At 64.5% G+C, this 25,349-nt stretch carries 28 protein-coding genes; 15 read left to right on the top strand and 13 right to left on the bottom strand.

Going from position 1 to position 25,349, the window contains the following annotated elements; genetic code table 11:
- Positions 1 to 5 precede the first annotated feature (5 nt).
- From AC1DZ5_RS14990 to AC1DZ5_RS14950, 9 genes are all read right to left on the bottom strand, one after another.
- On the bottom strand, positions 6 to 1,208 hold the full coding sequence (locus AC1DZ5_RS14990) for an ABC transporter permease (protein ID WP_477890396.1): 1,203 nt from the start codon (positions 1,206 to 1,208) through the stop codon (positions 6 to 8).
- Positions 1,198 to 1,950, bottom strand: a complete 753-nt coding sequence (locus tag AC1DZ5_RS14985; RefSeq protein ID WP_477890394.1) for an ABC transporter ATP-binding protein — start codon at positions 1,948 to 1,950, stop codon at positions 1,198 to 1,200. The genes AC1DZ5_RS14990 and AC1DZ5_RS14985 overlap by 11 nt, the downstream gene beginning before the upstream one ends.
- On the bottom strand, positions 1,947 to 3,290 hold the full coding sequence (locus tag AC1DZ5_RS14980) for an efflux RND transporter periplasmic adaptor subunit (RefSeq protein ID WP_477890392.1): 1,344 nt from the start codon (positions 3,288 to 3,290) through the stop codon (positions 1,947 to 1,949). Before AC1DZ5_RS14980 ends, AC1DZ5_RS14985 begins: the two co-directional genes overlap by 4 nt.
- Before the next feature lie 44 nt (positions 3,291 to 3,334).
- Positions 3,335 to 4,762, bottom strand: a complete 1,428-nt coding sequence (locus AC1DZ5_RS14975) for an efflux transporter outer membrane subunit (protein WP_477890449.1) — start codon at positions 4,760 to 4,762, stop codon at positions 3,335 to 3,337.
- 115 nt (positions 4,763 to 4,877) lie between these two features.
- Positions 4,878 to 5,774 carry an EAL domain-containing protein gene (locus AC1DZ5_RS14970; RefSeq protein WP_477890391.1) on the bottom strand — a complete coding sequence of 299 codons (897 nt, stop codon included), beginning with the start codon at positions 5,772 to 5,774 and terminating at the stop codon, positions 4,878 to 4,880.
- Positions 5,775 to 5,876: 102 nt separating this feature from the next.
- Positions 5,877 to 6,599 (bottom strand): helix-turn-helix transcriptional regulator, encoded by a 723-nt coding sequence (locus AC1DZ5_RS14965; protein WP_477890389.1) that lies wholly within the window; start codon positions 6,597 to 6,599, stop codon positions 5,877 to 5,879.
- Between the two features lie 61 nt (positions 6,600 to 6,660).
- Positions 6,661 to 7,104, bottom strand: a complete 444-nt coding sequence (locus AC1DZ5_RS14960; RefSeq protein ID WP_477890388.1) for a hypothetical protein — start codon at positions 7,102 to 7,104, stop codon at positions 6,661 to 6,663.
- A 173-nt stretch (positions 7,105 to 7,277) separates the two neighbouring features.
- On the bottom strand, positions 7,278 to 7,730 hold the full coding sequence (locus tag AC1DZ5_RS14955; RefSeq protein WP_477890387.1) for an EVE domain-containing protein: 453 nt from the start codon (positions 7,728 to 7,730) through the stop codon (positions 7,278 to 7,280).
- Between the two features lie 3 nt (positions 7,731 to 7,733).
- The gene (locus AC1DZ5_RS14950) at positions 7,734 to 8,111 is read right to left on the bottom strand and encodes a VOC family protein (RefSeq protein ID WP_477890385.1); all 378 of its coding nucleotides are present in this window, start codon (positions 8,109 to 8,111) and stop codon (positions 7,734 to 7,736) included.
- A 161-nt stretch (positions 8,112 to 8,272) separates the two neighbouring features.
- Here AC1DZ5_RS14950 and AC1DZ5_RS14945 point away from each other — a divergent pair, with 161 nt between their 5' ends.
- The 3 genes from AC1DZ5_RS14945 (at position 8,273) to AC1DZ5_RS14935 (ending at position 11,764) form a co-directional block, all read left to right on the top strand.
- Positions 8,273 to 8,689 carry a PilZ domain-containing protein gene (locus AC1DZ5_RS14945; RefSeq protein WP_477890383.1) on the top strand — a complete coding sequence of 139 codons (417 nt, stop codon included), beginning with the start codon at positions 8,273 to 8,275 and terminating at the stop codon, positions 8,687 to 8,689.
- A gap of 162 nt (positions 8,690 to 8,851) precedes the next feature.
- Positions 8,852 to 10,801 (top strand): methyl-accepting chemotaxis protein, encoded by a 1,950-nt coding sequence (locus tag AC1DZ5_RS14940; RefSeq protein ID WP_477890381.1) that lies wholly within the window; start codon positions 8,852 to 8,854, stop codon positions 10,799 to 10,801.
- Positions 10,802 to 10,822: 21 nt separating this feature from the next.
- The gene (locus AC1DZ5_RS14935; RefSeq protein WP_477890379.1) at positions 10,823 to 11,764 is read left to right on the top strand and encodes a substrate-binding domain-containing protein; all 942 of its coding nucleotides are present in this window, start codon (positions 10,823 to 10,825) and stop codon (positions 11,762 to 11,764) included.
- Between the two features lie 14 nt (positions 11,765 to 11,778).
- Here the strand turns inward: AC1DZ5_RS14935 and AC1DZ5_RS14930 are convergent, their stop codons facing one another.
- Both AC1DZ5_RS14930 and AC1DZ5_RS14925 read right to left on the bottom strand, forming a co-directional pair.
- Entirely contained in the window at positions 11,779 to 12,180 is a 402-nt protein-coding gene (locus tag AC1DZ5_RS14930; RefSeq protein ID WP_477890377.1) for a tautomerase family protein, read from the bottom strand.
- Positions 12,181 to 12,182: 2 nt separating this feature from the next.
- Complete coding sequence (locus AC1DZ5_RS14925) at positions 12,183 to 12,404, bottom strand: hypothetical protein (protein WP_477890375.1); 222 nt, start codon at positions 12,402 to 12,404, stop codon at positions 12,183 to 12,185.
- Between the two features lie 137 nt (positions 12,405 to 12,541).
- Here AC1DZ5_RS14925 and AC1DZ5_RS14920 point away from each other — a divergent pair, with 137 nt between their 5' ends.
- The 10 genes from AC1DZ5_RS14920 (at position 12,542) to AC1DZ5_RS14875 (ending at position 20,064) form a co-directional block, all read left to right on the top strand.
- Positions 12,542 to 13,468 (top strand): LysR family transcriptional regulator, encoded by a 927-nt coding sequence (locus AC1DZ5_RS14920; protein ID WP_477890373.1) that lies wholly within the window; start codon positions 12,542 to 12,544, stop codon positions 13,466 to 13,468.
- Between the two features lie 86 nt (positions 13,469 to 13,554).
- Positions 13,555 to 14,328 (top strand): GntR family transcriptional regulator, encoded by a 774-nt coding sequence (locus AC1DZ5_RS14915; protein WP_477890371.1) that lies wholly within the window; start codon positions 13,555 to 13,557, stop codon positions 14,326 to 14,328.
- A complete protein-coding gene (locus tag AC1DZ5_RS14910) occupies positions 14,325 to 15,122 on the top strand; it encodes a transporter substrate-binding domain-containing protein (protein ID WP_477890369.1) in 798 nt (265 codons plus the stop codon). Before AC1DZ5_RS14915 ends, AC1DZ5_RS14910 begins: the two co-directional genes overlap by 4 nt.
- 29 nt (positions 15,123 to 15,151) lie before the next feature.
- Positions 15,152 to 15,835, top strand: a complete 684-nt coding sequence (locus AC1DZ5_RS14905; protein WP_477890367.1) for an amino acid ABC transporter permease — start codon at positions 15,152 to 15,154, stop codon at positions 15,833 to 15,835.
- Positions 15,836 to 15,838: 3 nt separating this feature from the next.
- Entirely contained in the window at positions 15,839 to 16,489 is a 651-nt protein-coding gene (locus tag AC1DZ5_RS14900) for an amino acid ABC transporter permease (RefSeq protein WP_477890365.1), read from the top strand.
- Positions 16,476 to 17,240: an amino acid ABC transporter ATP-binding protein gene (locus AC1DZ5_RS14895; protein ID WP_477890363.1), complete on the top strand. Its 765-nt coding sequence runs from the start codon at positions 16,476 to 16,478 to the stop codon at positions 17,238 to 17,240. The genes AC1DZ5_RS14900 and AC1DZ5_RS14895 overlap by 14 nt, the downstream gene beginning before the upstream one ends.
- A gap of 48 nt (positions 17,241 to 17,288) precedes the next feature.
- The gene (locus AC1DZ5_RS14890) at positions 17,289 to 17,870 is read left to right on the top strand and encodes a phosphatidylglycerophosphatase A family protein (RefSeq protein WP_477890361.1); all 582 of its coding nucleotides are present in this window, start codon (positions 17,289 to 17,291) and stop codon (positions 17,868 to 17,870) included.
- 68 nt (positions 17,871 to 17,938) lie between these two features.
- Positions 17,939 to 18,376, top strand: a complete 438-nt coding sequence (locus tag AC1DZ5_RS14885; protein WP_477890447.1) for a CinA family protein — start codon at positions 17,939 to 17,941, stop codon at positions 18,374 to 18,376.
- A 74-nt stretch (positions 18,377 to 18,450) separates the two neighbouring features.
- Positions 18,451 to 19,365, top strand: a complete 915-nt coding sequence (locus tag AC1DZ5_RS14880) for an alpha/beta fold hydrolase (protein ID WP_477890359.1) — start codon at positions 18,451 to 18,453, stop codon at positions 19,363 to 19,365.
- Positions 19,366 to 19,476: 111 nt separating this feature from the next.
- Positions 19,477 to 20,064, top strand: coding sequence for an outer membrane beta-barrel protein (locus AC1DZ5_RS14875; RefSeq protein WP_477890357.1), 588 nt, complete (start codon positions 19,477 to 19,479; stop codon positions 20,062 to 20,064).
- A 74-nt stretch (positions 20,065 to 20,138) separates the two neighbouring features.
- Here AC1DZ5_RS14875 and AC1DZ5_RS14870 read toward each other — a convergent pair whose 3' ends face one another.
- Positions 20,139 to 20,954: a UPF0149 family protein gene (locus AC1DZ5_RS14870; protein WP_477890355.1), complete on the bottom strand. Its 816-nt coding sequence runs from the start codon at positions 20,952 to 20,954 to the stop codon at positions 20,139 to 20,141.
- A 54-nt stretch (positions 20,955 to 21,008) separates the two neighbouring features.
- On the opposite strand from AC1DZ5_RS14870, the gene AC1DZ5_RS14865 reads away from it, so the two are divergent.
- Positions 21,009 to 22,637, top strand: a complete 1,629-nt coding sequence (locus AC1DZ5_RS14865) for an FMN-binding glutamate synthase family protein (protein WP_477890353.1) — start codon at positions 21,009 to 21,011, stop codon at positions 22,635 to 22,637.
- A 71-nt stretch (positions 22,638 to 22,708) separates the two neighbouring features.
- Entirely contained in the window at positions 22,709 to 24,268 is a 1,560-nt protein-coding gene (locus AC1DZ5_RS14860; RefSeq protein WP_477890351.1) for a methyl-accepting chemotaxis protein, read from the top strand.
- Between the two features lie 92 nt (positions 24,269 to 24,360).
- On the opposite strand, the gene AC1DZ5_RS14855 is transcribed toward AC1DZ5_RS14860, so the two are convergent.
- Positions 24,361 to 25,284: a LysR family transcriptional regulator gene (locus AC1DZ5_RS14855; protein ID WP_477890349.1), complete on the bottom strand. Its 924-nt coding sequence runs from the start codon at positions 25,282 to 25,284 to the stop codon at positions 24,361 to 24,363.
- Positions 25,285 to 25,349: the final 65 nt, after the last annotated feature.

Here is a 25,349-nt window from a genome sequence, read left to right as displayed (position 1 = left end):
AGGCCCTATTCGTGCCGCAGCGCGTCAATAGGGTCCATGCGCGCGGCGCGACGCGCCGGGAAGTAGCCAAACACCACGCCAATGCCCGATGAAAACACCAGCGACAGCAGGTTGATTGACGGGTTGAACAGGTAGGGCACCTGCATCACCTGCGCCAGGCCGATGGACGCCACAGTGGCCAGCACGATGCCCACCAGCCCGCCCAGCGCCGCCAGCGCCACGGCTTCCATCAGGAATTGCAGCAGCACCTCGCGCTCCAGCGCACCAATGGCCAGGCGCAGGCCGATCTCGCGCGTGCGCTCGGTCACGCTGACCAGCATGATGTTCATGATGCCGATGCCGCCCACCAGCAGGCTCACCGCGGCCACGGCGCCCAAGAGCATGGTCATAACCTGCGTGGTGCCCGACAGCGTCTCGGCCAGTTGCTGGGTGTCCAGCACGTTGAAGTTGTCGTCGTCACCATCGGCCAACTTGCGGCGCTCGCGCAGCAACTGGGTCAGGCCGGCCTTGACGCGGCTGGGGTCGCTGCCCTCTTGCATGGACACCAGCAGGGTGCCCACATTGAGCGAGCCGGTAACGCGACGCTGCAACGTATGCAGCGGCACCATCACCACATCGTCCTGGTCGTTGCCCATGGCCGCCTGGCCCTTGGAGGCCAGAACGCCGACCACCTCGCACGAAAACTGCTTCACCCGCACCTGCGCGCCCAGCGCGGGCTGATTGCCAAACAGCTCGCGCCGCACGGTCTCGCCAATCACGCAGACGGCGGAGCCGGCCTGCAGTTCTTCGTCGGTGTAGCGGCGGCCCTGGGCCAGCTTCCAGTTGCTCACGTCGAACCAGTCGTTGGTGCTGCCGGTCACGCTGGTGGACCAGTTGCGGCCATTGGCCACCACGGTCACACCGGCACGCGCCTCGGGCGCCACGGCCTGCACGCCACCCAGCTGGGTGGCAATGGCCTGCGCATCGGCTTCCTTGAACGCGGCGCCACCGCCACCCCCTGGCCCCTGGCGCTGGCCGGGGCGCACCATGAGCAGGTTGCTGCCCAGGCTGGCGATCTGGTTGTGCACCGCCTGCGTGGCACCCTGGCCCAGCGTGACCATGGTGATCACGGCGCTGACGCCGATCACGATGCCCAGGATGGTGAGGAAGGAGCGCAGCAGGTTGCGCCGGATCGAGCGCAGTGCCAGCAGCAAGGTGTTAAGCAACATGGGCCACCTCTTGCTGCAGCGCTGTGGGGTGCGGGTTGCGTGCGTCGTCGGCCACCACGCCATCCACAAAGCGCACCACGCGCTTGGCGTACGCAGCCATGTCGGGCTCGTGCGTGACCATGAGCACAGTAATGCCCCGGTCCACGTTGAGGCGCCACAGCAGCTCCATGATTTCGTGGCTGCGTTGCGTGTCCAGGTTGCCCGTGGGTTCGTCGGCCAGCAGCACAGCCGGCTCGGTGACGATGGCGCGTGCAATCGCCACGCGCTGTTGCTGTCCACCCGACAGCTCTGCCGGCGTGTGGTGCTCCCAACCCGCCAGCCCCACCGAGGCCAGCGCGCGGCTGGCGGCAGCCCGCCGGTCGGCCACCGATTCACCGCGGTACAGCAGCGGCAGCTCCACGTTCTCCTGGGCCGTGGTGCGCGCCAGCAGGTTGAAGCCCTGAAACACAAAGCCCAGGTAGCGGCGGCGCAGGCGGGCGCGCTGGTCACGGCCCAGGCTCTGCACGGGTACGCCCTGGAACAGGTACTCGCCCGCCGTGGGCGTATCCAGGCAACCCAGCGTGTTCATGACGCTGGACTTGCCTGAGCCACTGGGGCCCATGATGGCAACAAAGTCACCGGCCTCGATGTCCAGGTCCACCCCCTTGAGTGCCCGAAACTTGGTGGCGCCCTCGCCGTAGTCGCGCGTGATGCTGCGCAGGCGTATCAGCGGCGTGTGGTCCGGGGTTATGGCCTCGCTCATGAGCGGGCTCCGGCAGTGCGCTGATCGGTGATCACCTTGTCACCCACCTGCAACTCGCCCGCAGTGATCTCAGTCATGCGGCCGTCCGAGATGCCGGGCGTGACGGCCACGGCACCCGCAGCGCCATCGCGCAGCACCCACACCTGGCGCGCGGCGCCAGCACTGCCGCTGCCACCGGCCTTGCGCGTGCCACCGGGCATGCGCGGTATCAGGCTGGAGACAATGCCGCCCTTGCTCGCCGCCGCACCGCCACCGCCCGTGCTGGCCAGTGGCGAGAAGCGCAGCGCGGTGTTGGGCACCAAGAGCGCGTCGTCACGCTCAGTGGCTGCAATGGTGGCCGACGCTGTCATGCCAGGGCGCAGGATCTGGTCGCTGTTGTCCACCTCCAGGTAGGTGATGTAGGTGACCACGTTGTCGGTGGTGGTGGAGCCAAACGCCACGCGCGTAACCTTGGCCGGGAACTTCCGCGTGGGATACGCGCTGACCGTGAAGCTGGCCTTTTGCCCCACCTGCACCGCACCTACATCGGCCTCGTCCACATTCACCTGCAGGCGCAGTTTGCCCAGGTCTTCGGCCACGGTGAACAGCGTCACGGCCTGCAGCGAAGCGGCCACAGCGTTGCCGGGGTCCACCGTGCGCGTCAGCACCACGCCGTCGATGGGTGAGCGGATCGATGCCTTGGACAGGTTGGTCTCATCGGTGGCCGCTGCGGCCTTGGCGTCGGCCACCGAGGCCTGGGCGCTGAGTTCCGAGGCCTGGGCGGTTTCCAGCGTTGCGCGGCCTGTGTCCAGCTCCGTCTTGGACGGCACCTTGCCGCCCGACAGGCGCGCCACTTCTTCCAGGCGGGCCAGGCTGGTGCGGGCCTCGCGCGTGGCCACCACGGCCTGGGCCAGCTTGGCCTGGGCGGAGGCCAGTGTGGCGCGCGAACGCTTCACCTGATCGCCGAGCTTGGAGGTGTCCAGCTCCACCAGCACCTGGCCTTTTTTGACATGGTCATTCACATCCACCAGCACGCGCAGCACGGTGCCCGAGAGCTCGCTGCCAATGCTGACTGATCGCGTGGGTTGCAAGGTGCCGTTGGCCATGACGGACAGCGCCAGGTGGCCGCGCGCCACGGCTTCGGTCACATAGCTGGGGGCTTGGCTGGCCTGCTGCCGACCCTTCCAGACCAGTCCGCCGACTACCGCCGCGACCAGTACGACGGCGCCCACCCACACGGTGGGCATGCGCCACCAGACGTGGCTGACCGGCTCGTCGAGCAGCTGGATCACGTCTTCGGTGCGCAGGGGCGCTCGCGGGGTGGAGGGGGTGGCTTGCGATTCAGGGGTGGAGGGTGTCATGGCGGGCATTCAAAAAATAGGGGATGGGGTGTGACATGGCAGAGCTAATTCCAGCCACCACCCAGCGCCTTGTAGAGGCGCACGTGGTCGGCGCTGACATCGGCCACGGTGCTGGCCACGTTGTCTTGCGCACTCAGGAGCGTGCGCTGCGTGGTCAGCACGGTTTGAAAATCGATGAGACCGCTTTGGTAGCGCTGGCTGGCCAGCAAGGCCGCGTTGTTGGCTGCATCGGCGGCGGTTTGCAGTTCCACCAGGCGGTTGCGGTCACCCTGCAGCGCTACCAATGCGTCTTCCACATCCTTGAGTGCAGTGAGCACGGTGGCCTGGTAGGCCACATGGGCCTGGGCCAGTGCGGCTTCCTGCGCACGCACCTGGGCCTTGGCGGCACCGCCATCAAATATCGGCGCCGACACGCTGGCGAGCAAGGAGCCAACCAGGGACGCGCCATCCGTCAGCGCCCCCAGGGTCAGGGCCTTGAGGCCCAGCGTCGTGCTCAATGAAAAACTCGGGTAGCGCGCGGCCTCGGCTTCGGACACCCGGGCCAGCGCAGCCGTCACCTTGAGCTCTGCAGACCGCACATCTGGCCGCTGGCGCAAGGTGTCCACAGGCAAACTCAGTGCCAAGTCTTGGGGGGCTTGGGGCACCGGCAAGGTGGCGGTCAGCGTGTTGTTCAGTGCAGTCGGCGTCTGTCCCGTGAGCACGGCCAGGCTGTGCAGGGTCTTGCTCACGCTGGCTTGCAGCGCCGGTACTTGCGCCGCAGTCTGGGCCACGGCGGTGCGCGCCTGCTCCACCTCCAGCGAGGTGGTCAGGCCGGCTTGGGCGCGCCACTGGGTGATCTGAAGGGTCTCGGTCTGGCTTTGCAGATTGCTCTGCGCAATGGCCACCTGGGCTTGAAAACCGCGCAGTTCGATATAGGCGACGGCCACTTCTGCCGCCACGGACACACGCACATTGCCCAGGCTGGTTTGTGCGGCATCGGCATCGGCCTGGGTGGCGTCGGCGGCGTTGTGCTTGCCGCCAAAGATATCGGGCTCCCAGCTCGCATCAAAGCCAGCCGAGAAGCTGTTGCCCGCGGAGCCACTGCTGCCAGTACCGGAGAAGCTGCGCTGCGCCGAGGCACTGGCACCAATGGACGGGCCCAGCCCCGCCACCTTGGCATCGCGCAGCGCACGCGATTGCTGCAGGGCGGCCTGGGCGGTTTGCACATCGGTGTTGGCCAGCAGCGCCTGGGTTACCAGACCTGTGAGTTGCGGGTCGTTGAAGCGTGACCACCAGTCGGCCAGCGCGGTGGGCGTAGCCGCCACAGATGCGGCAGCAGCGGTGGTGGCCGTCCAGGCATCGGGTACGGCCACGGCGTTCGCTGGGGCTTCCGGCTTGCCGGGCAGCAGCGTGGAACACGCCGATAGCGACAGCACCGCCAAAACCAGGGCGGTCAGGCGTAAGGACGGGAAAGAGGGAGAAGGGGCAGACAATTTCAATTCACGCTCAGTGCACACGCGGTGCTATTGCAGTGAATCGATGGTGCCTGTGCCGCTTTACATGTCTATGCGGCTAGCGTGAAGCTTTGTAAAGTTCAAAGGCGCGGCTTTAGTCAAACCACTGCAGGCCCTGCGGCCCCGTATCGGTCGCGACCAGTTCAGCGGGCTGGGAGGCCTGGTCGTGCGGGGCCCATGTCTCGGTCAGCACCTGGCGTGCGCGCAGGTTGAGCGTGTCGACCACCGTAGGCGACGGGAAGCCCAGAAAGCGCCCCTGCGCGAGCTGGATGCCAGAGTCGCGCACGATGCGCAGGTCAGCCGCGTCTTCCACAGCTTTGGCCACCAGGCTGGCCCCGGTCTTGAAGCCGAAGGCCGCCAGCGAGCGCAGCACCTTGGCCTTGGCAGGGTCGTTTTGCAGGTCGGTGGTCATGCGGCCGTCCATCTTCACGATGGAGGGCTTGAGCTGCATCCACAGGTTGAGGCTGCGCTGGGAGGCCTTGATGTCGTCCAGTGCAATGGCGCATCCCTGCGTCTGCAAGGCCGCGGTGGCGCGCGCCAGGGCAGCCAGGTCGTCAATCCTGCGGTGGTTGGTCACCTCCACCACGATGCGTTTGCACGGCACGCCGCTGGCCTGGAACAGCTCGTGCAAGCGCGACAGCGCCTCCGACTCGCTGAGCGTGGCCAGCGTGGACGCGCTGAAGCTGAGGTACATGCGGCCCTGCGTATGGGGGTAACCCCAGCCCTGCAGGGCACGGCCTGCGCAGGCCAACTCCACCTCGATTTGCAACTGGATAGCCTGCACACTGTCCAGCAGCATGGGGGGTAGCTCGGAACCACTGTGTCCGCGGGCCAGTGCCTCGTGGCCGTCGATCTCGCCGGTTTGCAGCGCGATGATGGGTTGGTACAGCGTGCCCAGCTTGCCCTGGTCCAGCAGCACCTGCAACGGGTGTGGCGGATTTTTGGCGGGCCAGCGCTGCAGCAAGCGGTGAAACAGGGGAGTAGCGGACATGGAAAAACCTTGGAACACAGAACCCATGCAATCTACGCCCAAAGGGTGCTTCGTCGTGTGTACAAATTGTTCCGGTTTGCAAAGTTGCACACCGGCCGTGCCCTAGGTGCCGCCGTCTTGCAGGCGGGAGATTGCCTCTGGTGGCGCCGCGGTGCGCAGGTAGTCGGCCAGGGATTTGCCGGGCTCTTCGGCAAAGCGGCCCGCTGCACTTTGTAACAATTCCAGCTGCTCCATGCGGTCCAGGCGGAAGCTGCGAAAGCCTTGGCGCGTCTCACACCAGGCCGCCAGCGTCCAGACCCGGCCCCAATAAAAGCACCCCAAAGGGCGCAAGGTGCGCTCGCTGGCGGTGTTGGCTGCGTCGCGGTACTGCAGGCGCACCTTGTTGCGGGTCTGGGCGGCCTCGCGCAGGGTTTGCAGCGTGGCCTGCACCGCGGGCTCCAGCCCGATGGGCGGCGCGTAAATGGTCATGCTTTGCGCGGCCACACGGGCTGCGGCGGGCAGCACCGAGAGAATTTTGCCCAGCGCCACCTGGGAATTTTGCGCCAGCACCGGGTCTTGCCACACCTGGGCCATGCGCACCGAGGCCACCAGTGCGCGCGCTTCGTCCGCGCTGAACATCAGCGGCGGCAATTCAAAGCCCTGGCCCAGCCGGTAGCCCACGCCCGCTTCGCCCTCGATAGGCACGCCCTGGTGCTGAAGGTCGGCCACGTCGCGGTAGACGGTGCGCTCGGACACCTCCAGGCGCTGCGCCAGAAAGGCGGCGGTGGTGAGGCGGCGGCCCCGGATGAGTTGGACGATTTGGAACAGGCGGTCGGCGCGGCGCATGGGAGTTGGATATGTTTTTGGCCTCTAGCCCCCATGATACTTGCGCCAACAGCTAGCAATTTCATAGCGAACCTGAAGGCAAGGCGTTCTTGTCGAGCTGGCGACCGGGCAGCTTCTCGGTCAGGTCTTCGATCATGAACCGGCCATAGCGCTGCGCGGTGACAACGCGCAGCACGGGCACCAGATCGGCCACCCGTGCGGCGCTGGCGTCGTCGCCAGTCTCCACCACCAGAAAGCTGCAGCCGTCTTCTGCAAAGGCCTTGTGCACGCGTACCAGGTCCAGCTCGTAGCCAAAGTTGGCCAGCGGGCTGGCGGTTTGCAGCTCCGCGTTCACCTGGGCCAGCATCTCCTGGGGCGTGTACTCCACCAAGCGGGCTGGGCCAAAGCCCTTCTCGGCCAGCACCGCCTTGGCAGCCTGCAAGGCGTTGTCGGTCGAAAAGGCCATCAGGGTGTGGCCCACAGGTTTGAAGACGCCAAAAGTGGTGGGGGGATTGGTCTTGTCCATGGAACTCTCCAGTAGGGCGGTGTGCCGACCCATTCACTCTAGGACCGCAGGCGCAGCCCCTCTGTGCGCCTGCGCACCGAGGGGCTGTGCCGCAGCGACCGCGGGCAAGCTGGCATGGGAGAGGTTTGCATGAAATTGACCTCTAGCCCCCGTGGAATATGCGCCAACAGCTCCTAAAGATATAGCAAGCCGGGCGAGGCCCGCATGGCATGCGCAATGTGCAGCATGTCGGCGTCGCTCACCTGGAACAGGCCAAACCGGAACTTGTAGCCCCAGCGGCTGCGGTCTTCCACAAACTCGAAGTCGTCCAGCAGCGGCAGGATGGGCGCCTCCAGCGCAGGCACATAGGCCACGTCGCGCCGGTAGGGCACAAAGCCACCACCCATGTCGAACTCATACGGCACGCCGGGCTGCACGATGCCAATCGACACGAAGGCCTGCAGTTTGTCCTTGCCCCCCATGCTGACCGTGGGGCTGTAGTAGGCCAAGCGGTCGCCTGGTGCTACGCGCTTGAGGGGCGCGGCCTTGCCGTGGCAGACCTGCATATAGCCCTGCTCCGGCACCGCGCAGCCCCGGCGGGCATGCGCGGCGCAGGCCACGGCAATCCAGTTGTTGCGCGTGGTCATGGATCAAGCCAATGCGTGCAGGCCGACGCGGTTGCCGTCCAGGTCGGTGATGTGGGCGAAGAAGCCCATGCCCGGCGGCAGCGCGGTGCGCGGCTGGGCAACCTGGCCGCCCTGGGCCACGGCGCGCTGCAGCGCAGCGTCCAGCGAAGGCGATGCGTCCAGGTACACCAGCGTACCGCCGGTGGAAACCTTGGGCGCCGTGGGGCCCATCATCAGCGCGCCGCCGGTGCCGTCGCCGTCCATGTCGTAGGGGAACACGGCGCCTTCGCTGGGGCCCATGTTCTCGCGGCGCATGGCGCGGTCCAGCACGGCTTCGTAAAAGGCCTGGGCGGCGTCCAGTTGGGTGGTGGGGATTTCAAACCAGCTGATAGCGTTTTTCATGGTGCATTTCCTTGTTGCGTTGAAGAAGCCCAGATGGTGCGGGGGGGCTACTGACAGCGGTATGTCAGGAGGGTGCAACGCAGGCGTCACTGCTTCGTCACAGCGCTGCAACGCAAGGGCCGCACCATGGTGGTCGTCTTCATCGCTTTGGGGGTTATTGCATGCCATCTTCTGAACAACGGGTACACACCCGCGCGCCGTTCTTCCTGCTGGGCACCGGCGCCAATGCCACGTCGCTGTTTGCATTCCGCGACGCCAACGACCCGCAGTCCATTGCGGCCCTGGTCTTGGACATCAGCGAGGGCGGCGTGCAAATCCTCTCCCAAGCCGGCCTGCAGCTGACGGGCAAGTCCTTCCACCTGGAGCTGGTGGTCAGCCCCACCGATGTGTGGGAAAAACTGGACGGCGGCGAGGTGCAGTGGGTGTGGTCACGCCCCGAGGGCATGTACACCCGCAGCGGCTTTGTGGCGCGCGCCGACACCCAGGTGCTGTCCATGCTGGTGGCCACGCTGCAGGCGGCCGACCACAAGGTGCTGCGCTGCGTATTGCACCCGGTGGGCGAACACGCACTGGCCTGAGGCCAAGCCACTGTTGCTGCGCCCTCCGGGGTCGGCGCAGTCTTGACCGATTGCGCCACGGCCTCACAAAACAGAAAATAATTTCTAAGTGTTTACACCTAAGTAAATAATTTCCATTGTCACTATAGTCCACGGAGATCATCACAACCCCATCTCTACCCGATGCGCCCACGCCTGCCCCTGACCCCCTCCGTCGCCCGTCGGCTGGCGATGCTGGCTCTGCTGGGGCTGGCCTTGGTGTTGCTTGCAGTGGGGGCTGCCATGGGGGTGTTGGAACAACGCAGCACTCGTGCACTGGTGGTGAGCGCTGTAGCCGAGCAGGTACAGAGCATGGTGGCCGTAGCCGACACGGCTGACCAGATCAATCGCGGCATGGTCTTGCGGGCCTATGCCAGCTTCCGGCGCAACTTCGACCATCAACCCCAAGTGGACGAATCCACCGGTGAGATGCAGAGCGGTGGCAGCGTTGTGAACGACGACTTCCTCGCGGTGGACAGGTTCACGAAGGAAACTGCTGGCGTTGCCATGGTGTTTGCCCGCAAGGGTGACGCCATGGTCTGCATCTCCAGTTCTACACGTACTGAGTCAGGCGAACGCTCCCTGGACATACCGTTTGACGCACATCACCCGGCCTACGCCACCATCATGGCAGGTCAGCCCTACACCGGCTACGCGCGCCTTTTCGGCAAGTCCTACCTCACCCGCTATGAGCCGCTCAAGGCCGCCGATGGCCATGTCATTGGCGCATTTGGTATCGGCAATGATGTGTCGCTGCAGGAATGGGTACTGGAGCAGCAGGTTGCCAAAGTGAAGATTTTCGACACCGGTGGCATGTACTACCTGGATGCCAACGGCGCGCCCTCAGACTTCCGATTCCTCGTCCACCCCACAGCGAAGGGAAAAAAGGTGCTGGCAACCGCACCCGCCGCGGCCAGCTTTCTAGAGGCTTTGGCCCAGGCCCCCGATGGCCATGTGCACGAAGCCTACCCCCTGCTGGATGAGACCACCGGTGCACGCTGGGCCGTGATGCGCAAGACACAGTCCGGCAGCGGATGGCTGGTCGCCGAGGTGTCGGAGGCCGAGTCCATGCGTAGCTACTGGCGCAACATGACCATCATCGGGAGCCTGCTGGCAGCCACGGCCTTGCTACTGGGCGCCGGTCTGTTCTACCTAGTGCGCCGTACCGTAAGCACGCCATTGGGAGAACTCACCAAGGCAGTCACACTGGTAGCCCAAGGCGACCTGACCCAGTCCTTTGCCAGCAGGCGGCGCGACGAAATCGGCACCTTGGTCAGCGGCGTGGAACACCTGCGCAAGAGCTACCAGCTGGCACTGGACAAGGTACGCACCACGTCCGAGGGCATCCGCATCGCCAGCATGGAAATTGCCACCGGCAACCAGGACCTGAGCAACCGTACCGAACACACGGCAGGCAACCTGCAAAGCACGGCGTCCAGCATGGCCCAGCTGATGCACACGGTGCAACGATCCGAAGACGCTGCACGCCAGGCCAACCAGTTGGCGGCCTCGGCCGTGCAGGTGGCGCAACGCGGCGGCGCGGCGGTGAGTGACGTGGTCGCCACCATGGGCGAGATCACGCAGAGCTCCCACAAAATTGCGGACATCACGGGCGTGATCGACGGTATTGCCTTCCAGACCAATATCCTGGCCCTGAACGCTGCGGTGGAGGCCGCGCGCGCTGGAGAACAGGGGCGCGGCTTTGCCGTGGTGGCCGCCGAGGTACGCAACCTGGCCCACCGCAGCGCCGAGGCGGCCAAGGCGATCAAGCTGCTCATCGACGCCTCGGTGGAACGCGTTGCGTCCGGCTCCCTGCAGGTGCAGCAGGCCGGTGACACCATGCAAGAGATTGTGGGTTCGGTGCAGCGGGTCAACCACATCATTTCGGAGATCGCCGCCACCGCGGCGGCGCAGTCTTCCGACATCTCACGCGTCAACGCAGCCGTGGTAGAGCTGGACCAACTCACGCAGCAGAACGCGGCGCTGGTGGAGCAGTCCGCCGCGGCGTCTGAGAGCCTGCACGACCAGGCCAACACCCTGGCCCAGGCGGTCGTGGCCTTCAAGCTTCAGACCACGCCTGCGCTCCCCCTTTAACCCTCACCAAGCCCCCCCCCTATGAAGCATATCCGTGCGCGGGCGTTGCTCACACTGGCACTGACCGCCCCATTTGCCGCGCAGGCCCAGAAAATCGGCCTGGCCATGTCCGAAGTCGATGCTTTTTTGTCGCTGCTGAAAAACGGCGTACAGGTCGCCAGCGCCCGGGTGGGTGCCAGTGTGGTGATGGAGAACGCCCTGACGGACAAGGTCACCCAACTCAACCAGATCCAGAGCCTGATTACACAGAAAGTGGATGCCCTCATCGTGGTGCCGGTCGACACCGGCGCCACCCAACGCATCACCAGCATGGCGATGAATGCTGGCATCCCGCTGGTCTACGTCAACCGCAAACCGGCAGACTTTGAGCAGTTGCCCTCTGGCGCGGCCTTCGTCGGTTCGGACGAAAAAGTGTCTGGCACCCTCCAGGCGCGGGAAGTGTGCCGCCTCATGAACGGCCGGGGCCATGTGCTGGTGCTGATGGGCGACCTCTCCAACGAAGCCGCACGCACCCGCACCCAGGATGTGGAAGATGTGCTGGGTACCGGCCTCTGTAGCGGCATCAAGGTGCTCGACAAGCGCATTGGCAACTGGAACCGGGATCGCGCTCGCATGATCACCACCAACATCCTGGCCGCGGCCAAGCTGTCGGGTAAGAGGTTCGATGCCATCATCGCCAACAACGATGAGATGGCCCTGGGTGCCATTGCCGCCCTGAAGGCAGCGCAGCAATGGACTCCGGAGTTCATCGTCGGCGGCATCGATGCCACCCCCGACGCCCTGCAAAGCATGCGCGAGGGCGAACTCAAGGTCACCGTCTTCCAGAACGCCGAGGCCCAAGGCGGCAGGGCCGTGGAGGCCGCGCTGCGCCTGATCCGCAAACAGCCGGTGCAGCGTTTTGTGGACGTGCCCTTTGAACTGGTGACGCCCCCCTCCCTGCCCAAGTACCTGACCAAGAACTAGATCGTTGTCGCCGCTCAGAGCACCGCCGTGGTGAGGCGCCGCGCCGCCTGCGTATGCCCGCCATAACCCCAGTCAGTCGCCGGCACCTCGCGCACGATGACGTAGCTTGCAGGCTCCAGCCCATGGCCCTCGCCCAGTTGGTTTTCCAGCTCGGCAAACGCGGTGGCGATGAAAGCCGCCTTTTGCTCGGCCGTGTTGGTACCTTGGGTGATGCTGATCTCCAGCAGCGCGGTGGGGCGCTGCACATCGCTGCCGCCCACATGCCAGCGCGCGGCGGGCACGTCGTCAATCAGCACCGCGGTCACCTCCGCACGCTTGCCGAGTTGTTCGTGGGTGATACGGGTCAGCGCCTCGGCCAGGGCGCGGTAGCGCGAGGGGTTTTGCAGCGGCGAGATTTTGAGTTGCAGGGTGGGCATGGTCAGGCTTTCGTAGTTGTGTTGGTGGAACGGTGGGTGCGGCGGGCCAGACTGGCCTTCAGCCGTTCGGCACTGCGCTGGGCAAGGTCCTGGCTGCGCTGCCACACGGCGTCGGCACCGCGCCAAAAGTCGTCGGCCGCCTCGCCGCGCAGGCGATGGATTTCGGTTCTGGCCTGGGCCTGCAGGCGGGCAATCGTGGTGGCACAGGGCATGGTGGGGAACATGGTGGACTCCGGTGGGTTCAGGGGCAAATGCGATGGTTTGAACTTTATTGATATAGCCAGCACTCGGAAACAGCGCCAAACCCATATTGGTTTTGCAGTATTTGCAAAACCAAGTCCAGCCGCCGCACAATGGCGCCATGCAACTCCAACTCGATGACGTCGCCCTGTTCACCCGCATTGCCAAGCTGGGCACCTTGTCCGCCGCGGCGCGCGAGCGCAATGTGCCTGTGAGCCAGGTGACGCGTGCGCTGACGCGGCTGGAGGCGGCCTGCGGCGTGCGCCTGCTGCACCGCACCACCCACGGCCTGAGCCTGACCGACGAGGGCGACACGCTCTTGGCCTATGGCCAGCGCCTGCTGGACACCACGGCCGAGTTGGACAGCGAACTCAGCGGCAAGCTCAGCGGCCCCAGTGGCTGGGTGCGCATCAGCGTGAGCCCGCTGATGGCCGAATGCGTGATTGCCCCCAGCCTGGAAGGCCTGTACCAGCGCTGGCCGCTGCTGCACCTGGACATCAATGCCGATGACCGGATCGCCGACATGGCGCGTGACGGCATTGATGTGGCCATCCGCACCGGCGCATCCGTCAGCGACACGCTGGTGGCACGGCAAATTGGCGAATACGGCCGCACGCTGTATGCCGCGCCCCGCTACCTGGCACGCTGCGGTACGCCCCAGCACCCGGACGACTTGGCCCGCCACCACCTGATTGCCAACAGCGCCAGCCCCGCCCTGAACCGCTGGAGCCGCGCCGGCCACCCCACCCCGCCGGACCTGCTGGTGCCGGGGCAGACGCGCGCGGACAACACCGCCCTGCTGCTGAGCCTGGTGGTGCATGGCGTGGGCATTTCCCGCCTGCACGACCTGATGGCCGCGCCCTGGGTACGCAGCGGCGCCCTGGTGCCGCTGCTACAGGATTACTTTGCCAGCCCGCGCATCCCCATCTATGCGGTGATGCTGCAGGAGCGCCACCGCCTGCCCAAGGTCCGGGCGTGCATTGACTATTGGGCTGAGTGCCTGGCCAAGCTGGCGCTGCCAGACCATGCGCCCCAGCAAGGGGCATAACGCACACAAAACGCCCCACCCAATCACCACACTGGTGCGCAAAACTTGTATACCAGTGGCACATTTTGTGCTGCAATGGATGCCATATGGCCAACGCATCCGACATCAGCACCCGCATCATTGAGGCCGTCATGGCACAGAAGCTTGCCCCCGGCGCACGCCTGGGCGAGCAGCAGCTGGCCATGCTGTTTGACTGCAGCCGCACCATCGTGCGCGAGGCGCTCACGCGGCTGGCGGCGCGCGGCATCGTCACGGTCAGCAGCCGGCGCGGCTGGTATGTGATCGAACCCTCTCTGAGCGAAGCACGCGAAGCCTTTGAGGCGCGCCGGGTGATCGAGATGGGGCTGATCCGCTGCACCACCGAAGTGAGCAAGGCCGCCATCAAGAAGCTCAAGGCCCATATCAAGACCGAGAAGGCTGCCGTCAAGGGCGCGGACGTGGGCCTGCGCAGCTTCTTGCTGGGCGACTTCCATGTGTGCCTGGCCGAGTGCCTGGGCAACAGCCTGCTGGCCGACACCCTGCGCGACTTCACCGCGCGCACCACGCTCATCGCCATGCTGTACCAGTCCACCCACGACGCCGCTCATTCATGCGAAGAGCATGGCCGCATCGTCGAGGCGCTGGAAGCCTCAGACTGGGTGCTGGCCGAGCAGCTCATGCAGGCCCACATTGGCCATGTGCAGGACGCGCTGCGCCTGCAAGCCCCCAATGGCGACCCGCTGGCCGAGTTGCGCAGCGCACTCAGCCCTGTGGGCGAAGGCACCAAACCGAAGCCTGTCCGTTTGGCACATGACTTGCATACAAGTCTTGGCGACAAATCTCCCAAAGACCCCTCAACCTACCTTGGAGCCCTGCTATGACTTTCCCATTGAACAAACGCACCTTCACCCTGGCCATGGCCGCCGGCGCTCTGCTTGCCGCCGCTGGCGTGCACGCGCAAACCGCGCTGGACGACATCATGAAATCCAAAGTGCTGAAGGTGGCCGTGCAGACCGATTCCGCGCCCTACGGCTTTGTGGGCACCGACCTCAAGCCCATCGGCCTGGACGTAGACATGGCCAACTACATTGGCAAGAAAATGGGGGTCCCCGTGGAACTGGTGGTGGTGGTGAGCGCCAGCCGCATTCCCGCGCTGCAAACCCGCAAGGCAGACTTGGTGATTGCCACCCTGGGCAAGAACCCCGACCGTGAAAAAGTCATCGACTTTTCGTCCGCCTATTCGCCGTTCTTCCAGGCCGTGTTTGGCCCCAAGAACCTGAGCGCGAAAGCCTTTGCCGACCTTGGCGGCAAGTCCGTCGGCGTGACCCGTGGCGCGATGGAAGACCAGGAGCTCGGCAAGGTAGCTCCCGCCAACACCGATATCAAGCGCTTTGAAGACAACAACGCCACCATCGCCGCGTTCACCGCGGGCCAAGTTCAGTTCGTCGCGCTGGGTGCCTCGGTGGCCGGCAACATGATGACCAAGAACCCACAGCTCTCCAGCGAATACAAGCTGCTGCTGAAAGACAGCCCCAACTTCATCGGCATCGCCAAAGGTGAAGACAAGCTCAAGGCCAAGGTGAACGAAATCATCGCCGAAGCCAAGAAGAGTGGCGAGCTGGAAGCCATGGCCAAGAAGTGGCTGGGCCGCGGCCTGGGTGACCTGCCTCTGTAACGCCTGATACAGCCTGATCGAGCATCCCCATGCGCATTCAGCTGGACTTTGGCGCCGTGCTGGCGGAGTGGCCCCTGCTGCTCACCGGTGTCGGCTGGACCCTGGCGCTCACGGCCGCCGCCGTGCTGGTGGGCACGGCCCTGGGCATAGGCTGCGCCTGGGTGCGGGCGCGCGGCTTTGGGGCCGAGCACGCGCCGGCCTGGCTGCGTGCCGTGGTGAATGGCTATGTGGAGCTGATCCGCAACACGCCCTTCATCGTGCAGCTGTTCTTCATCTTTTTTGGCCTGCCGGCCGCGGGCTTCAAGCTGTCGGCCGAGACGGCATCCTTCATCGCCATGGTGATCAACCTCGGGGCCTATGCCACCGAGATCATCCGCGCCGGGCTGGAGGCCACGCCCAAGGGACAGATTGAGGCGGCAGTGAGCCTGGCGCTCACCCGGCTGCAAACCTTTACCCGTGTGGTGCTGCCCCCCGCACTCAAAAAAGTGTGGCCTAGCCTGGTGAGCCAGATCGTCATCGTGATGCTGGGTTCCTCGGTGTGCGGACAAATCTCTACCCAAGAGCTGAGCTACGCGGCCGACCTGATCCAGAGTCGCAACTTCCGCTCCTTCGAAGCATTCATCGTGGTCGGTGCGCTGTACCTGCTGCTGTCCTTCGCGGTGCGCCACCTGCTCAACTGGGCCGGTGCCACCTTTCTGTTCGGGAGGCGCTAGACCATGGTTGATTTTTCCCTCTGGGACATTGTCCGCAACCTGCTGCTGGCCTTGCGCTGGACAGTAGGCCTGTCGTTGATCGCCTTTGTTGGCGGAGGGCTGGTGGGCTTGCTGCTCCTGATGCTGCGCCTGAGCAAGCTGCCGGGCGCCGGCGTGTTTGTGAGCGCCTATGTGCAGCTGTTTCAGGGCGTGCCGCTCTTGGTGCAGCTGTTTTTGGCCTACTACGGCCTGGGTCTGTTTGGTATCAACACCTCGCCCTGGGTGGCGGCCGGCATGGGGCTTACCTTTTACGCCAGCGCCTTCCTCACCGAAATCTGGCGCGGCTGTGTGGCTTCCATTCCGCGCGGCCAGTGGGAGGCCTCGCAAAGCCTGGCGCTGAACTTTGCCGAGCAACTGCGCTACGTCATCCTGCCGCAGGCCTTCAAGATTGCAGTGGCGCCCACGGTGGGCTTTCTGGTGCAGGTCATCAAGGGCACGGCACTGGCCTCGGTGATTGGTTTCATGGAGCTGACCAAGGTGGGCAAGACCATTGCCAATGCCACCTACAGCCCGTTTCTCGTCTTCAGCTGCGTGGCTCTCATGTACTTTGTGCTGTGCTACCCCGTGAGCCTTTACGCCAAATCCTTGGAGAGGAAGTTGCATGCCCCCCGTTGAAACCAGCGCCACTGTGGCCCCCATTGTGGACATCCGCGCATTGCGCAAATCGTATGGCAGCAACGAGGTGCTCAAAGGCATTGACCTGCAAATTGCCCCGGGCGAGGTGATCGCCATCATCGGCAAAAGCGGCTCAGGCAAAAGCACGCTGCTGCGCTGCATCAACGGGCTCGAAGAGTTCCAGAGCGGCGAACTGACGGTGGACAGCAAACCGCTGCTGCACAAGAACGCCGCGGCCATGCGCGCACTGCGCCAGCGCGTGGGAATGATCTTCCAGGGTTTCAACCTGTTCCCGCACCTGACGGTGGGCAAGAACATCATGCTGGCGCCCAGCCTGGTCAAAAGCAAGGACGCCGACAGCGCCCAAACCCATGCCCGTGCCCTGCTGGCGCGCGTGGGCCTGGCCGAAAAGTTTGACGCCTATGCTGACCAACTGTCGGGCGGGCAGCAGCAGCGCGTGGCGATTGCGCGTGCGCTGGCCATGGAGCCCGCCGTGCTGCTGTGCGACGAGATCACCAGCGCGCTGGACCCCGAGCTGGTGGGCGAGGTGCTGCGCGTGGTGGAAGGCCTGGCACAAGACGGCATGACGCTCTTGATGGTGACGCATGAGATGAGTTTTGCGCGCCGCGTGTCCAACCGAGTGATCTTTATGCACCAGGGGCGCGTGCACGAGATGGGGCCACCCGCCGACATCTTTGGCAAGCCGCAAACGCCCGAACTACAGCAGTTTTTGTCGTCCCTGCACGATTGAGTACGGCGCACCGCAGACGCCCGGCGCGGCGTCTTCGATAATCGGGGCATGAGTGACCCCGTGACCCTGATTCCGCTGGACACCCTCAGCGGCGCCCCATTGACCCCTCCATCCTCCCGGCCGACCGCCAAATTCATGTTCGCCCACCCGGCGCATGTGCTGGCGCTGGGCTTTGGCTCGGGCCTGTCGCGCATTGCGCCGGGCACCTCGGGCACGCTGTGGGCCTGGGTGGCGTTTGTGGCGCTGCAGCCCTGGATGGGCGACGCCAGCTGGGCCTTGCTAATTGGCGGAGGCACCTTGGTGGGCTGGTGGGCCAGCACCGTGACCGCGCGCCACCTGGGCGTGCTGGACCCCAGCAATGTGGTCATCGACGAGGTGATCGCCTTCTGGCTGGTGCTGTGGCTAGTCACCCCCACTTCGCTGGTCGGCCAGGTCATGGCGTTTGGCCTGTTCCGCTTTTTTGATGCCGTCAAACCCGGCCCCGTGGGCTGGGCCGATGCCCTGTTCCACCACGTGAACCCGCAGACCGACCGCCGCGCCTGGACCAAGGCCGGCTTTGGCATCATGCTGGACGACTTCGTCGCCGCGGGCTGCACCGTGCTGGTGGTGGCGCTGTGGAGGTTCATCTGAACACCACCGACTCGCTATCAAATCAGGAGCTGCTCGCGCATATTCCACGTGGGCTAGTGGCCGATTTGATGCTTAAACACCAGTGGATGCTGGCCACGGCCGAGAGCTGCACCGGCGGTCTGATCGCCGGCGCCTGCACCGACCTGGCCGGCTCCAGCGCCTGGTTTGAGCGCGGCTTTGTGACCTACTCCAACGCTGCCAAGACCGAGATGCTGGGCGTGGATGCCGCGCTGATCGCCATCCACGGTGCCGTGAGCGAGCCCGTGGTGCGCGCCATGGCGCAGGGCGCGCTGCAGCATTCGCATGCGCAGGTAGCAGTGGCTGTGACCGGCGTGGCCGGCCCCACGGGCGGCAGCGCCGACAAGCCTGTGGGCACGGTCTGGTTTGGCTGGGCCACACCGGCCGGCGTGCGCACCGAGGTGCAGCACTTTGCGGGAGACCGTGCCGCGGTGCGCGCCGCCACGGTACAGCATGCGCTGGCGCGGCTGGTCGAGTTCCTGGCCTAGCGACACGAGCGTGCAGGCCACATTGCACGCAATCGACACCACATCCGGCCCCGACTCAGTGAAGGAAAACCACCATGTACACACCCTGGTTTGAACATTTCGAAGAACGTGATTTCGAGGTCCACGGTGTGCGCATCCATGCCCGCGTACCCAACACACCGCGCGCCGGGCGGCCAGCCCTGCTGTTGCTGCATGGCTTTCCGCAAAGCCATGTGTTGTGGAACCGTGTGGCCCAGCAACTGCAGGACCGCTTCTACCTGGTGATGCCCGATTTGCGGGGCTACGGTGACTCGGCCAAACCCGAAGGGCTGGCCGACCACAGCAACTACAGCAAGCGCACCCTCGCCCATGACATGGTGGCCATGATGGATACGCTGGGCGTTAACCAGTTCTACCTCTGCGGCCACGACCGCGGGGGTCGCGTCGCGCACCGCCTGGCCGTGGACCACCCCAGCCGGGTGCTGGGTCTGTGCGTGATCGACATTGCGCCCACACTGGACATGTATGCCGCCACAGACTTTGCATTTGCACGGGCCTACTACCACTGGTTCCACCTGATCCAGCCCAAGCCCTTGCCCGAGACCATGATTGGTGGCGCTCCACTAGCCTATCTGCATGCCAAGCTGGGCGGCTGGGGTTCGGGCGGGCTTGGCTACATCGAACCTCAGGCGCTGGCAGAGTACGAGCGCTGCTTCACCCTGCCCGGCACCCTCCACGCCATGTGCGAAGACTACCGCGCCAGCGCCGGTATCGATCTGGAGCATGACCGCGCCAGCCGGGCCCTACCCGGCGATCAGGGAAAAATTGCCTGCGACATGCTGGTGATTTGGGGCGAACGCGGCGTGGTGCACCGCATGTTCCAGCCCGTGCCGCTGTGGCAGGCGCAATGTGCGGGCACCGTGAGCGCGAAAAGCCTGCCCGCAGGGCATTTCATACCGGAAGAACTGCCCAAGGAGACCGCGGAGTGTCTGGCGAATTTCTTTCTCTAGCTACCGGTGCGGGATAGGGCGTGACCACCTTGGGGCCTGTAACAGTCCCGTAAAATCCGGGTCGGCTATTCGGAGGGATAGCTTTCTCCCATCAAATCTCAATAAATCCATATGAAAAAACTTTTGATCGCGGCGGCCATGGCTGCCACCTTTGTCTCCCCCCAAGCGTTTGCACAAGCCAAGAACTTTGAAGGCTTCAGCCTGTTGGGTGGCCTTAATGTTGCCAACTCAAAATACGATTTCAACGCCAATGCTGGCTCGACAAGCTTCTCCACTGCCAAGACTGCAACCAATCTGCAACTGCAGGCTGAGTACGGCTTCGCGGTGAGCAACAACGTGTTGCTGGGCCTGGGTCTAACCGTGGGCTTGGGTGATCTGTCATTCGGCACACCTCCCACCGCAACGGATGAGGTAAAGCTGAAAGACAACGCATCTGTGTATATCGCTCCGGGCGTGGCACTGAGTGACTCAACTTTGCTGTACGCCAAACTGGCTTCCACTTCTGGCACAGCGAGCAGCAATGGCACGGCGAGCCTATCCGGCTTGGGATATGGCGTAGGTGCGCGCTTCCTGAGCGGAAAGAATATGTTTTTCCAAGTTGAGTACGTCTACAACAAGTTTGATGACAAAACAAACGGCTCTGGCACGGCTCAACCCAACAGCAGCGCGTTCGCCTTTGGCGTAGGCTACAAGTTCTAAGCTTCGCGTTCCTACAAAAAAAGCCCACATCGCTGTGGGCTTTTTTTATGCTTGTCGGCCTATACACCAGGCCCTCAAGCCCCGTGGCACTTCTTGTATTTTTTGCCGCTACCGCAATGGCAAGGGTCGTTGCGGCCGGGTTCGGCTTCTTTGCGCACGGTCTCCACGCGCGGGCCGAAGTTGCGCCATAGCTCGCGCAGGTCGTAGGTGGCCCACACGCCATCGGCAAAGGCGTTGATGCGCTGTTGGCTCACGCTGGGCGGGCCGTCATCGTCAAATACGGATAGCGTGGGTTCATCGGTATCATCTTCGGTCAGCGCCACGATGGACTGCAATGAAGCGTCCAGCCACTTCTCGGCTTCCTTGTCACGTGGCGCGGCCCACTCCTCGGGCCAGCTTTCCACGGCGAACATGAAGCCCAGCGCCCACACTTGGGCAAATGATGGCAAGGCCTGGTCGGCCATGGCCGCGCGCTCTTCCTCGGGCAGCACAGCCACCGCACCGCGCACGTCCATCACCTCGGGGTGGTAGGCGCTGTCTTCGTCCAGGCTTTGTACTCCAGTGTTGAGCCCACGCACCACGTCGTTCCAGCGCCGCGTCCATAGCGCCTGAAACTGCCGTGCCTGCTCCACACTGGAGAAGCTGCCTGCCTCGCCATCCGCTGGCATCTCCATGTCCAGCAGCACCGGAAAATATTCGGCGGCTGCAATCGGGCGGCGGCAGCACACCAGAGCAGCCATGAAGCCCTCACAAAACTCCCACTGGGGAATTTCATCGTGGCGGGAACGCAGGTCGTCGAGGATGGTGTCGATCGCGTCGAACTCATCAGGGGTCAAAGCGTCTACGGGCGCACCGGAGGCGGCGTCTGCAGAGGGAGTTAGGGTAGACATAGGCTGTGCAAAAAGAGAGCAGGCTGGTATTGTCTCTCCGAACAAAGGGTTTCCATGCTGCATACACTCAATTCCATCTTCCCCATCCGCTACACCGTCCTCGGGCTCTGCGCCTTTGCGTTTCTGCTCAGCGGCTTCAGTGTGGTGGTGTTCGGGGTGGGGTGGGGCACGCTGCTGCTGTCGGCCCTGCTGGTGGGGGTGGGGGTGTATGACCTACGGCAGACCAAGCGCTCCATCCTGCGCAACTACCCCATCATTGGCCATATCCGCTTCATGCTGGAGTTTGTCCGGCCCGAGATTCGTCAGTACTTCATCGAGAGCGACAACGAGGCCACACCGTTTTCGCGCTCCCAGCGTTCGCTGGTTTACCAGCGCGCCAAGACGGAACCCGACAAACGCCCCTTTGGCACCCAGCTCGACGTGCATGCCGAGGGCTACGAGTGGATGAACCACTCCGTGGCGCCCACCAAGCTAGCCTCGCACGACTTCCGCATCACCATCGGCTCCGACACGGCCCAGCCCTACAACGCCAGCGTGTTCAACATCTCGGCCATGAGCTTCGGAGCGCTCAGCGCCAACGCCATCCTGGCCCTCAACGCTGGCGCCAAGCGTGGCGGCTTTGCCCACGACACGGGCGAAGGCTCGATCTCGGTACACCACCGCGTGCATGGTGGCGATCTGGTGTGGGAGGTAGCCTCGGGCTACTTTGGTTGCCGCAACGACGATGGCAGCTTCAACCCCGACAAGTTCAGCGCCAACGCGCGCGACCCGCAGGTCAAGCTGATTGAGCTCAAACTCAGCCAGGGCGCCAAGCCTGGCCATGGCGGCATGCTGCCAGGCCCCAAGGTCACGGCCGAAATTGCCGCGGCACGCGGCGTGCCCGAGGGCGTGGACTGCATTTCGCCCGCCGCGCACAGCGCCTTCTCCACGCCCGTGGAGATGATGCAGTTCATCGCGCGGCTGCGTGAGCTCTCGGGCGGCAAGCCCACGGGCTTCAAGCTCTGCATCGGCCACCCTTGGGAGTGGTTTGCCATGGTCAAGGCCATGCTGGAGACCGGCATCACGCCCGACTTCATCGTGGTGGACGGAGCCGAGGGCGGCACAGGTGCGGCGCCGCTGGAGTTCACCGACCATGTGGGCTCGCCGCTGCAAGAGGGGTTACTGCTGGTGCACAACACCCTACGCGGTGCCGGCCTGCGCGAACGTATCAAGATTGGCTGCGCTGGCAAGGTGGTTAGTGCGTTTGACATCGCGCGGCTAATGGCGCTGGGCGCAGACTGGTGCAACAGCGCACGCGGCTTCATGTTTGCGCTGGGCTGCATCCAGGCCCAGCACTGCCACACTGGGGCTTGCCCCACCGGAGTGACCACACAAGACCCGCTGCGCCAGCAGTCGCTGGTCGTACCCGACAAGGCCGAACGCGTCTACAACTACCACCAGCAGACCCTGTACGCACTCAAGGAACTGGTGCAAGCCGCCGGCGTGCTGCACCCAAGCGAAATCACGGCCCACCACATCGTGCGCCGCTCTACCGACCACAAGGTCAAGTCGCTGGCCCAGTTGATCCTGACGCAGCTGCCCAACGGCGCCCTGCTGCACGACAGTGTGGCCGCGCTGCCGCTGATCTACCGCCACACCTGGCCCCGGGCCAGCGCGCGCAGCTTTGCATTGCAGGGAGACTAGGTTCCTTTTGCCTTTTGCTTTGGCGGGCTTCGGAGTACAGTCGTTGAAGGACAACAACAAGAGGAGCAGCCATGATGGGTACCAACTTGCGCATCGGCGCCAGGCTTGGCTTGGCATTTGGGGTTGTGCTGCTGATCACCGCCGTGATGGCTCTGACCGGGGTGTGGCGACTGGGTGTCCTGAAAGACCAAGCCCACGCCTTGGCCTACACCGAAGTGGAACGCTCCTCGCTGGCCCAGAAATGGGTGGAAAACATCCGTATCAACTGGGTGCGCACCTCGGCCGCACTGCACGCTTCTGACCCCAACCATGTGGCCCTGCTGCAAAAGGACATGGACGCGACGTCCAAGCTCATCAGTGATTTACAAAAGCAGCTGGAACCCCTGATTACCGACGACAAAGGCAAAGCGCTGTTCGCTGACATTGGCAAGCAACGCGAGCTGTACCGCGGCCCGCGCACCGACCTGATGAAAAAGAAACAGGCTGGTGAGGACGTCAATGCAGCGGTGGATACCGCCTTGTTACCTCTGGCCACCAACTACCTCAAGTCGCTGGACACGCTGATGGACCACATGGAAGACCAGCTCAAGGACGGCGTGGCCCAGACAGAGGCTGTCGCAAACAGCGGGCAGTGGATTCTGAGTGTCGGGGCTATTCTGTCGGCCGTCATCGGGCTCACACTGGCCGCGCTGGCCACGCGCTCCATCACCCACCCCATCCAGCACGCGGTGAAATCAGCCCAGGCCATCAGCGAGGGCGACCTGACCATCCACATCCAGCCCGATGGCACCGACGAGGCCGCCGAAATGATGCACGCCCTGATGGGCATGCGCGACAACCTAGCGCGCATGGTGGGCGGAGTGCGCACCAGTGCGGAGGGGGTGTCCAGTGCCAGCTCTGAAATCGCTACCGGCAACAACGACCTGTCGGCACGCACCGAGCAGCAGGCCAGCGCCCTGCAGCAGACCGCAGCCAGCATGGAAGAACTCAGTGCCACCGTGCGGCAAAACGCCGACAGCGCTGCCCAGGCGAACCAGCTCGCCGTGACAGCCTCTACCGTGGCGACTCGGGGCGGCGAGGTTGTGAGCCAGGTGGTGCAAACCATGAAGGGCATCAACGAGGCATCCAGCAAGATTGCCGACATCATCAGCGTGATTGACGGCATTGCGTTCCAGACCAACATCCTGGCGCTGAATGCGGCCGTGGAAGCCGCACGCGCGGGCGAGCAGGGCCGCGGCTTTGCCGTGGTGGCCAGCGAAGTACGGGCCCTAGCGGGCCGCAGCGCCGAAGCCGCCAAGGAGATCAAGACCCTGATCAGCACCAGCGTGGAACGGGTGGAGCAAGGCACGGCCTTGGTGGACCAAGCTGGCAGCACCATGAGCGAGGTAGTGGACGCCATCCGCCGCGTGACCGACATTGTGGGCGAGATCAGCGCGGCCAGCGGCGAGCAGGCCTCGGGCGTGACCCAGGTGGGCAACGCAGTAACGCAGATGGACCAAACCACCCAGCAAAACGCCGCTCTGGTGGAAGAAATGGCCGCCGCCGCCAGCAGCCTGCGCTCGCAGGCGCGCGCACTGGTGGAGGTGATGGCAGTCTTCAAACTCACGGCGCCATCCCGCCTCTTGGCTTAACCTGCCAGAGTGCATCGCATTGCCCCTATATTTGCTATCGTTTCAGGAGCTGTTGGCGCAATGAATACGGGGGCTATCAGCTTGTTTGATACCTACCCCGCTGCCGCCAGCGCACCCCAACCTGCCACCAGCGCGGGTCGCAAGATGTCCACAAAGCGGTGCAGCTTGGCCGGGTAAAAGTGGGCATAGGGGTAGAGCAGGTAGATCGGCAGAGGCTCGGCGCGCCACTCGGGCAACAGGTGCAGCAAGCGGCCCTCGGCTACGTCCTCCGCCACCGCCCAGCTGGACGCCACGCACACGCCCAGCCCCAACAGTGCCGCGCTGCGCAGCGCGTATAGGCTGTCGGTGCTCATGCGCGGTTTCAGCGCCAGGCGTTGCTGCGTTCCATCGCTGTGGCGCAGCGTGATGTCGTTGCGGTAGAAGGTACGCAGTGCCAGCCAGGGTAGCGCCGCCAAGTCTGAGGCGTGCGCTGGCGGCGGTGCATCGCCCAGCACCGCGGGCGCGGCCACCACAATGCGCGGGATCTCCGCCAGCTTGACGGCTACCACCGCGGGGTCGTCCACCGCGCCCACATGGATGGCGCAGTCAATGCCGTCGGCAATGAAGTCCGGCGTCCGGTCGTGCAGCAGCCATTCCACCGCCACACGCGGGTGGCGCTGCAGGTAATCGGCCAGCGGGCCCACCAGCTGTTGCTGGCCAATGGCGTGGGGCACCACCACACGAAGCGTGCCCTCGGGCACCTCGGTGCTGCCGCGCAGGTCGGCCTCAAAGGCGTCCCAGTTCTGCAGCAGCTCCTTGGCGTGGGCAAAGCAACGCTGGCCTTCCTCGGTCAGCTGCATGGCGTGGGTGGAGCGCTGCAGCAGCTTGGCTCCCAGCATGCGCTCCAGCGTCTGCAGGCGCCGGCTCACCGTAGGCTGGGTAGTGCCCAGCTGCGCCGCGGCGGCGGACAGGCTGCCGGCCTCCACGATGCGCACCAGGGTCTGCATGAGTTCGATGCGGTCAGGGGCTGTCTTCATACGTCAAGCGTATAACAATTGTGCTTGCCACAGGCGTTCCCAAGGTATTTGGGCGGTGACACACT

This window comes from Rhodoferax sp. P1_F3 (genome assembly GCF_056405715.1).
The sequence above is the reverse complement of the archived record's forward strand: the minus strand, read 5'-3'. Positions and strand labels throughout refer to the sequence as shown.

Excerpts from the sequence above, each read along its gene's own strand:
- AC1DZ5_RS14860 (WP_477890351.1), top strand. The coding sequence starts at position 22,709 with ATGATGGGTACCAACTTGCGCATCGGCGCCAGGCTTGGCTTGGCATTT.
- AC1DZ5_RS14890 (WP_477890361.1), top strand. The coding sequence starts at position 17,289 with ATGAGTGACCCCGTGACCCTGATTCCGCTGGACACCCTCAGCGGCGCC.
- AC1DZ5_RS14905 (WP_477890367.1), top strand. The coding sequence starts at position 15,152 with ATGCGCATTCAGCTGGACTTTGGCGCCGTGCTGGCGGAGTGGCCCCTG.
- AC1DZ5_RS14960 (WP_477890388.1), bottom strand. The coding sequence starts at position 7,104 with ATGGACAAGACCAATCCCCCCACCACTTTTGGCGTCTTCAAACCTGTG.
- AC1DZ5_RS14990 (WP_477890396.1), bottom strand. The coding sequence starts at position 1,208 with ATGTTGCTTAACACCTTGCTGCTGGCACTGCGCTCGATCCGGCGCAAC.
- AC1DZ5_RS14915 (WP_477890371.1), top strand. The coding sequence starts at position 13,555 with ATGGCCAACGCATCCGACATCAGCACCCGCATCATTGAGGCCGTCATG.
- AC1DZ5_RS14925 (WP_477890375.1), bottom strand. The coding sequence starts at position 12,404 with ATGTTCCCCACCATGCCCTGTGCCACCACGATTGCCCGCCTGCAGGCC.
- AC1DZ5_RS14865 (WP_477890353.1), top strand. The coding sequence starts at position 21,009 with ATGCTGCATACACTCAATTCCATCTTCCCCATCCGCTACACCGTCCTC.
- AC1DZ5_RS14880 (WP_477890359.1), top strand. The coding sequence starts at position 18,451 with ATGTACACACCCTGGTTTGAACATTTCGAAGAACGTGATTTCGAGGTC.
- AC1DZ5_RS14945 (WP_477890383.1), top strand. The coding sequence starts at position 8,273 with ATGCCATCTTCTGAACAACGGGTACACACCCGCGCGCCGTTCTTCCTG.
- AC1DZ5_RS14895 (WP_477890363.1), top strand. The coding sequence starts at position 16,476 with ATGCCCCCCGTTGAAACCAGCGCCACTGTGGCCCCCATTGTGGACATC.
- AC1DZ5_RS14885 (WP_477890447.1), top strand. The coding sequence starts at position 17,939 with ATGCTTAAACACCAGTGGATGCTGGCCACGGCCGAGAGCTGCACCGGC.
- AC1DZ5_RS14950 (WP_477890385.1), bottom strand. The coding sequence starts at position 8,111 with ATGAAAAACGCTATCAGCTGGTTTGAAATCCCCACCACCCAACTGGAC.
- AC1DZ5_RS14910 (WP_477890369.1), top strand. The coding sequence starts at position 14,325 with ATGACTTTCCCATTGAACAAACGCACCTTCACCCTGGCCATGGCCGCC.
- AC1DZ5_RS14935 (WP_477890379.1), top strand. The coding sequence starts at position 10,823 with ATGAAGCATATCCGTGCGCGGGCGTTGCTCACACTGGCACTGACCGCC.
- AC1DZ5_RS14870 (WP_477890355.1), bottom strand. The coding sequence starts at position 20,954 with ATGTCTACCCTAACTCCCTCTGCAGACGCCGCCTCCGGTGCGCCCGTA.
- AC1DZ5_RS14965 (WP_477890389.1), bottom strand. The coding sequence starts at position 6,599 with ATGCGCCGCGCCGACCGCCTGTTCCAAATCGTCCAACTCATCCGGGGC.
- AC1DZ5_RS14940 (WP_477890381.1), top strand. The coding sequence starts at position 8,852 with ATGCGCCCACGCCTGCCCCTGACCCCCTCCGTCGCCCGTCGGCTGGCG.
- AC1DZ5_RS14980 (WP_477890392.1), bottom strand. The coding sequence starts at position 3,290 with ATGACACCCTCCACCCCTGAATCGCAAGCCACCCCCTCCACCCCGCGA.
- AC1DZ5_RS14875 (WP_477890357.1), top strand. The coding sequence starts at position 19,477 with ATGAAAAAACTTTTGATCGCGGCGGCCATGGCTGCCACCTTTGTCTCC.
- AC1DZ5_RS14855 (WP_477890349.1), bottom strand. The coding sequence starts at position 25,284 with ATGAAGACAGCCCCTGACCGCATCGAACTCATGCAGACCCTGGTGCGC.
- AC1DZ5_RS14920 (WP_477890373.1), top strand. The coding sequence starts at position 12,542 with ATGCAACTCCAACTCGATGACGTCGCCCTGTTCACCCGCATTGCCAAG.
- AC1DZ5_RS14955 (WP_477890387.1), bottom strand. The coding sequence starts at position 7,730 with ATGACCACGCGCAACAACTGGATTGCCGTGGCCTGCGCCGCGCATGCC.
- AC1DZ5_RS14985 (WP_477890394.1), bottom strand. The coding sequence starts at position 1,950 with ATGAGCGAGGCCATAACCCCGGACCACACGCCGCTGATACGCCTGCGC.
- AC1DZ5_RS14930 (WP_477890377.1), bottom strand. The coding sequence starts at position 12,180 with ATGCCCACCCTGCAACTCAAAATCTCGCCGCTGCAAAACCCCTCGCGC.
- AC1DZ5_RS14900 (WP_477890365.1), top strand. The coding sequence starts at position 15,839 with ATGGTTGATTTTTCCCTCTGGGACATTGTCCGCAACCTGCTGCTGGCC.
- AC1DZ5_RS14970 (WP_477890391.1), bottom strand. The coding sequence starts at position 5,774 with ATGTCCGCTACTCCCCTGTTTCACCGCTTGCTGCAGCGCTGGCCCGCC.